7 protein-coding genes, 1 tRNA gene and 1 rRNA gene are annotated in these 6,694 nt (G+C 37.6%); 6 read left to right on the forward strand and 3 right to left on the reverse strand.

Annotated features, from left to right (window positions below; genetic code table 11):
* The 4 genes from BALCAV_RS20300 to BALCAV_RS23170 form a co-directional block, all read left to right on the forward strand.
* Positions 1–543, forward strand: a 543-nt coding sequence (locus BALCAV_RS20300; protein WP_040324315.1) for a S8 family serine peptidase, incomplete at its 5' end; no start/stop codon positions are given.
* Positions 544–725: 182 nt separating this feature from the next.
* Positions 726–1,334, forward strand: coding sequence for a pyroglutamyl-peptidase I (locus tag BALCAV_RS20305; RefSeq protein WP_003323710.1), 609 nt, complete (start codon positions 726–728; stop codon positions 1,332–1,334).
* 130 nt (positions 1,335–1,464) lie between these two features.
* A complete protein-coding gene (locus BALCAV_RS23165) occupies positions 1,465–2,061 on the forward strand; it encodes an MFS transporter (protein ID WP_268746838.1) in 597 nt (198 codons plus the stop codon).
* A gap of 26 nt (positions 2,062–2,087) precedes the next feature.
* A complete protein-coding gene (locus BALCAV_RS23170) occupies positions 2,088–2,654 on the forward strand; it encodes an MFS transporter (RefSeq protein ID WP_268746839.1) in 567 nt (188 codons plus the stop codon).
* Positions 2,655–2,711: 57 nt separating this feature from the next.
* On the opposite strand, the gene BALCAV_RS20315 is transcribed toward BALCAV_RS23170, so the two are convergent.
* The 3 genes from BALCAV_RS20315 to BALCAV_RS20325 form a co-directional block, all read right to left on the reverse strand.
* Positions 2,712–4,409, reverse strand: a complete 1,698-nt coding sequence (locus tag BALCAV_RS20315) for a M3 family oligoendopeptidase (protein ID WP_003323712.1) — start codon at positions 4,407–4,409, stop codon at positions 2,712–2,714.
* A 144-nt stretch (positions 4,410–4,553) separates the two neighbouring features.
* Complete coding sequence (locus BALCAV_RS20320; protein WP_003323713.1) at positions 4,554–5,000, reverse strand: GNAT family N-acetyltransferase; 447 nt, start codon at positions 4,998–5,000, stop codon at positions 4,554–4,556.
* Between the two features lie 158 nt (positions 5,001–5,158).
* Positions 5,159–5,776, reverse strand: a complete 618-nt coding sequence (locus tag BALCAV_RS20325) for an MgtC/SapB family protein (protein ID WP_326938331.1) — start codon at positions 5,774–5,776, stop codon at positions 5,159–5,161.
* Positions 5,777–5,993: 217 nt separating this feature from the next.
* Here BALCAV_RS20325 and rrf point away from each other — a divergent pair.
* Both rrf and BALCAV_RS20335 read left to right on the forward strand, forming a co-directional pair.
* Positions 5,994–6,109, forward strand: a 5S ribosomal RNA gene (gene rrf / locus BALCAV_RS20330).
* A 191-nt stretch (positions 6,110–6,300) separates the two neighbouring features.
* Positions 6,301–6,374, forward strand: a tRNA-Met gene (locus BALCAV_RS20335).
* Positions 6,375–6,694: the final 320 nt, after the last annotated feature.

Here is a 6,694-nt window from a genome sequence, read left to right on the forward strand (position 1 = left end):
GCAGTAAAAGTATTAGGGGCTGACGGAAATGGAACGGTTAGCTCTATTGCTCAAGGGCTTCAATGGAGTGCAGAGAACGGAATGGATATTGCCAATTTAAGTCTGGGCAGTCCAACTGGTAGTCCAACACTAGAATTGGCAGTTAACCAAGCAACTTCTGCCGGTGTTCTTGTAGTAGCAGCTACAGGAAATAATGGGTCTGGGACAGTTTCTTACCCTGCTCGTTATGCTAATGCACTTGCTGTTGGTGCAACGGACCAAAATGACAATCGGGCGAGTTTCTCTCAGTATGGGACAGGCTTAGATATTGTCGCCCCAGGTGTAGGTGTGCAAAGCACATATTTGCAAAATCAATATGCAAGTCTAAGTGGTACCTCAATGGCCACTCCTCACGTAGCTGGAGTTGCAGCTCTTGTGAAAGAGAAAAATCCTACATGGTCAAACGTAGAGATAAGACAGCACTTAACCAATACCGCCACACCGCTCGGAAATCCAACTCAATATGGTAGTGGTTTAGTGAATGCAGAGGAAGCGGTAAGATAAGCTATAATTAAGATGTGAATTTGTAAACATTACATATTCACATCTTTTTCTTTTGGAGAATTGTTCGGGAATGAATATCATAAAAATTATAAATATTTATGATATTATAAAATAATAGCAATTTTGAACGGATATATCTTATATTCATTTTTAAAATTAAACTAAAAAGGTAGGTATATATAATGAAAAGGCTATTGTTAACTGGATTTGAGCCATTCCTTGACTTTTCAATTAATCCAACAATGAAAATTGTAGAAGAATTAGAGGGGGAAGAAGTTGGTCCATACATCATTACCTCAAAAGTGTTATCTGTTGATTTTGAATTGGCAGGTAAACAATTAGTAAAATACATAGATGAGAATAAACCAGATGCTATTATTTCCCTTGGTCTTGCAGGAGGTAGGTATAAAATCACACCAGAAAGAGTAGCGATCAATGTTAATCATGGTCTAGCAGATAATAACGGACATAGTCCGATGGATGAAGTGATTCAAGCTGAAGGTCCAGATGGCTTATTTTCTACTCTGCCTATTAGTCTTATGGTTAGTCAATTAATTAATAACGGGCTACCTGCTGAGATTTCTAATACGGCTGGAACTTATTTGTGTAATCATGTCATGTATCAAGCTCTTTATTATACAAAATCAAAAAATCTTTCTATTCCAGCAGGTTTTATTCATATCCCAGCCTCACATGAATTGGCTATTAAACACGGAAGAATTCCGAGTTGGAGTCATGAAGATTTAAAGAAAGCGATCATAATTTGTATTAAATCTCTTATGAATTCTTAGTAAGTTTGTAGACTCATATACACTATTAGATTACTTTAATTTGTGGATCTAAAAATGGGAATAGGGTGTAATAGGGCTATATGTAAATGATTTTATTTCTGACTGTACTATTCTATATTGGAGGATGGATGTGACACAGCTTCAAAAAGAAATAAACAATGAAAAGGCTTTGTGGGCTTTGTTTTTTGGGATTGTTTTAGTTGCTGCAAATTTAAGAGCACCGATATCAGCGGTGGGTCCGCTTCTGAGTTCAATTCAGGAAAGCCTTGGGTTAACTAAATCTGTGGCAGGGAGTATGACAACGATTCCTCTTGTCGCTTTTGCTCTTTTGTCTCCTTTTGCTCCGAGATTTGCTAGAAAATTTGGAACGGAGAGGACAATCTTTGTTGCTTTTATTGTATTAACAATTGGAATAGCGGTTCGCATCTATCCGAGCATTCCATCTTTATTTATTGGGACAGCTTTTGTTGGTGCGGCGATTGCTATTTGTAATGTCCTTCTGCCTGCGATTATAAAGCAGCATTTTCCATTACGGCTTGGGCTGATGACAGGGATTTATGGGCTTGTTATGAATATAACAGCAGCCCTTTCTTCTGGTATTAGTGAGCCGCTATCCTTATATTTTCATTGGAGTGGAGCGTTAGCCATTTGGGGGATACTTGCTGTGAGCGCCCTCTTCATCTGGAGTTTTCAGCTTAAAAACAATCAACCAATAAAAAAGGATTAGACAAAACGGGGTCTGTTTCTTTTCGTTTGCGTACATCATCGTTAGCTTGGTTTGTTACGGCTTTTATGGGGGTCCAATCCTTTTTATACTATACAGTTTTGACATGGCTTCCGCAGATTTTGGAGACATATGGATATAGCTCAATAGCAGCAGGCTGGATGTTAGCGAGCATGCAAGGAGCTTTATTTCCAATGACGTTTCTTATCCCGATTCTTGCAGGGAAAATGAAGGATCAACGATTTTTGTCTGTAGCTACAGGTGTTTGTTTTCTTATATCAAGTGTTGGTTTGTTAATAGGGTTTTGGTTACCGCTATGGGTATTACTAATGGGAGTCGCATGTGGTAGTGCTTTTGGTTTGGCGATGATGTTCTTCCCTCTTCGTACGAAGGAAGCACATCAAGCGGCCAAGCTATCAGGAATGGCTCAATCCTTAGGATATTTATTGGCAGCATCAGGTCCTGTTTTATTCGGCTTTATCCACGAGCTATCTGGTGGATGGAGGACACCAATGATGCTCCTTGTTATTCTATCAATCGTCATTTGTTTTTTCGGTTTTAAAGCGGGAAGTGGCTTTGTTGAAGGGGAAAAATGAAGAGTGAAGCTAAGAAAAAACAACCCAATCAGTAGATAATGGGTTGTTTTTAACTTCTTATAATGCTTGATCATCAACTGATTCAAGCCAATCCTCAATCGTTTTTACTACTGTTTCAACCATACCTTCTTCAAATGGAGAGGCGAGGGAGGCAGCCTCTACTAATTCGAGGAATGACTTTGAGCCACCGAGCTTACATAGGTTTAAATAATCATTCCATGCTTTTTCTTTGTTCTCCTGTGATCTTTTCCAAAACTGAAAGGCACAAATTTGGGCAAGGGTGTAGTCAATATAATAAAACGGTGATTTGTAAATATGACCTTGTCTTTTCCAAAGGTTCCCCTCTTCTAAATAAGCATTGCCATCATAATCGCGGTGAGGTAGGTAGATTTCTTCTAGCTGTTTCCATGCTTGTTTACGTTCTGTTGGTGTCCATTCAGGGTTTTCGTAAATAAGATGTTGAAATTCATCGACAGCGACTCCATATGGCAGGAATTGAAGGCCAGTCGCTAAATGCGAATATTTGTATTTATCTGTATCTTCTTTGAAAAATAATTCCATCCACGGCCAGGTTAGAAATTCCATACTCATCGAATGGATTTCGCAAGCTTCATGTGTCGGGAATAAATATTCCGGTATACCGATATCTCGACTTAAATAGCATTGAAAAGCATGACCAACTTCATGAGTGAGAACATCAAGATCATCAGAAGTTCCATTAAAGTTAGCAAATATAAACGGAGCTTGATAATCCTCAATAAAAGTACAGTAACCGCCCGCTTCTTTTCCTTTTTTTGCTTCGAGATCCATTAAGTTTCGATCAAGCATAAATTGGAAAAATTCCTTCGTTTCTGGAGAGAGTTCTTCATACATTTTTTTTCCGTTATCAATAATCCACTCTGGAGAGCCTTTTGGTTTGGCATTTCCGGTTTTATACTTGAAATTCTCATCATAAAATTTTAGTGAATCAACACCAATTCGGTTCGCTTGTTTTTTATACAGTTTAGAGGCGAGTGGGACGATCACATCGCGTACTTGTTTACGAAAAACTTCAACCATCTCTGCATTATAATCAATTCTTAACATGCGGATATAGCCTAGCTCGACAAAGTTTTTATATCCAAGTGTGGTCGCGATTTCGTGGCGAACTTTAACTAATTGATCGTAAATCTCATCAAATCTTTCTGAATGACTTGCGAAAAAACCAAAACTAGCATTAGTGGCTTCTTGCCGAATGTTACGTTTATGGTCCTGTGTGAATGGAGCAAGCTGAGCAAGTGTGTAACTTTCTCCTTGGAATTCAATTTCTGCTGAGGCAACAAGTTTTGCATATTCAGACGTTAGTTTATTTTCCTTTTGAAGCAAATGAATTACTTCGGGTGAAAAAGATTTGATTTGAAAATCAGCTATGTCGAATAATTGTGCTCCCCACTTCTTTTCGAGTGCTTCACGGCATGGAGACTTAATTAACTCTTGGTAAAGAGCCGTATTTAATTCATCCAATTCTGGTGAAATTTCATCAAAGAAATCTCGTTCTTTTTGATAAAAATCATCATTTGTATCAATCGATGAACGAATATAAGTAAGTGTGTACATCGTGGAAAGTTTACTGCGAAATTGATTAATCTTTTCAAGTGCTGTTGTCGCTGCCTTCACATTTGTTGCATCGGTAAATTCTTTTAGTAATAATTTAAAATCTTCTTTTACAGATTGGACATTCGGCCGTTCGTATGTATAGTTTTCAAAACTTATCATGGTCATCCCCCTTTATCTATATATGTATTCGACATTCTTTTTTAAAATCCTTTAAAATAATTGCTTTTTTCAAATAATATTTGTTTAGAATCAATAGTTTTGGATCGTGTTAGCTTGTTGGGAGGCACTGGTGTGTCCTTTCATTTATTTAGTGAGCTCTTTTTCAAGAATAATTTTGTGCCTACCTTTTTTATCTGTATAGGTTTCGAGCACATCAAATCCGTTTTTTATATTTAAAACTAGCATGTTACGCCATTTATTCATTGTTTTTGTTTGGACAATTTGGTAACCATGCTCTCTTAGTGTGTCATGTTGCATTTGCATGAGACTAGAAGCAATGCCGTAATGCCGATAATCGGGGTCTACACCACCAAGCCAGCTGTAGAACTTCTCTTTAGTTAATTGATAGCCCATTTTATAGCCAACGAGTTGGTTGTTATTGTAAGCTAAATGAATGAGAATGTGAGGTTGCTGACGCAGTTTTTCGGTAAAATCGGACGTTTGATCAAAGATTTTATTATGGAGACGTATAAGTTCAGTTAATTCTTTTTGAGATGGTATGGATTCTAATTGAGAGAACGATAGCTTCATTTTGACTCCTTCTTTGACTAGGTTTTCTTATAATTTCTCGACATTAACAGACTTAACATAACGGATTTTTTTAATAATATAATAGACATCTGTAATATACATTTTACTTGGTACGGATATTTTTAAATCGATTAGTTGATTGCCGTTATCTAAATCTTTCACTTTAACTGAACGGATAGAAATTTCTTTTTTGCGTCGTTTCTTTTTTTCTTTGTAATGGGTTCAGTGGCTTTTTCTTCAAGTATTTCTCCTTTTTGCTCAATGGCTTCAATAAGTTCTGTCATATTTAGATTCGGTTCCATCACGATTTTTAAGGCGACATCATCCTGTTTAAGAGTGGGCGGACCAATTGTTTTTAACAAGGATGGGATGATATTAATGGCAATAAGGATTAGAAGAACTGTATAAAATGATTCAAGATAGAAGCCCGCACCAATCGCAATTCCAAGTCCAGAAGCTGCCCAAATCATGGCTGCTGTTGTCAAACCAGAAATAACGTCATTATTACGGCGGAGAATAACTCCGGCCCCAAGGAAACCGACTCCACTAACAATTTGAGCGGCAAGACGCATCGGGTCCATATTCGTTGATAACCCTTCTGCTGAATATTTAAAAAATGATTCTACTGAAACGATCGTTACAAGACAGCTAGCAACACAGATGACCATGCTTGTCTTTAAACCTAGAGGCTTATGTTTCATTTGACGATCAATACCGATGACAAGCCCTAATAGTAGGGAAAGGCTAATTTTAATAACGAATTCTTGAATAAACATAATTAATTCCTCCAGTCTAGGTCTATAATCTTTCATTATGAGTTATATTGGTAAAATTTTCAACTTCTTAATCAAGAAACTTTTTTGACTCATTCATTAATATATGTAGAAAAGCATACTTTTTATGAAGAAGCATAATGTTTTAAAATTTTTTTTGAAGAAAAGCTTGCATTACATTTTGTAGCATGGTAAGATATATCTTGTGTCAGAGAAAAAGTCTGGTGGCGATAGCGAAGAGGTCACACCCGTTTCCATGCCGAACACGGCCGTTAAGCTCTTCAGCGCCGATGGTAGTTGGGGGCTTCCCCCTGTGAGAGTAGGACGTTGCCAGGCTGTACTTGATACATACATAATATCCTGATGATTGGATATATTAACTTTAATAACGACGCGGGGTGGAGCAACGAGCATTACATCAATGAGTAATCTCCGAGTAACATCGACGCAGCAAACTTCAAAGCGTAAGCTAGAAGAGGAAGATGTCCTCATCATTGAGAAAGCATCATCCATTAACTTTATAACGACGCGGGGTGGAGCAGTCTGGTAGCTCGTCGGGCTCATAACCCGAAGGTCGATGGTTCAAATCCGTCCCCCGCAATACCATAAAAAATCGAAACAGACTATTGTTTCGATTTTTTTGTTATGCACACAATAGAAGCGATAACTTGTAATGGAGAAGAACGGCGGCGAGGAAGTCAGTTTGTTATCTAAGGACAATTGTTCCAAGATTAGGGTGCGAATTATTTTATAGGTAATGAAAACTCTGCAAACCTAAGATTAGGGTGCGAATTATGTGTAATAGGTAATGAAAAGCAAGCAAATCCAAGATTAGAGTGCGAATTAATCGTAATAGGTAATGAAAAGCAAGCAAATCCAAGATTAGAGTGCGAATAAATTGTAATAGGTAATAGAAAACCC

Source organism: Alkalihalobacillus alcalophilus ATCC 27647 = CGMCC 1.3604, assembly GCF_000292245.2.
In the GTDB taxonomy this organism is placed as follows: Bacteria; Bacillota; Bacilli; order Bacillales; family Bacillaceae_D; genus Alkalihalobacillus; species Alkalihalobacillus alcalophilus.

What these genes read in the sequence shown, in the direction of transcription:
- BALCAV_RS20325 (WP_326938331.1), bottom strand. Translation starts at nt 5,776, where the DNA reads ATGTTTATTCAAGAATTCGTTATTAAAATTAGCCTTTCCCTACTATTA.
- BALCAV_RS20315 (WP_003323712.1), bottom strand. Translation starts at nt 4,409, where the DNA reads ATGATAAGTTTTGAAAACTATACATACGAACGGCCGAATGTCCAATCT.
- BALCAV_RS20320 (WP_003323713.1), bottom strand. Translation starts at nt 5,000, where the DNA reads ATGAAGCTATCGTTCTCTCAATTAGAATCCATACCATCTCAAAAAGAA.
- BALCAV_RS20305 (WP_003323710.1), top strand. Translation starts at nt 726, where the DNA reads ATGAAAAGGCTATTGTTAACTGGATTTGAGCCATTCCTTGACTTTTCA.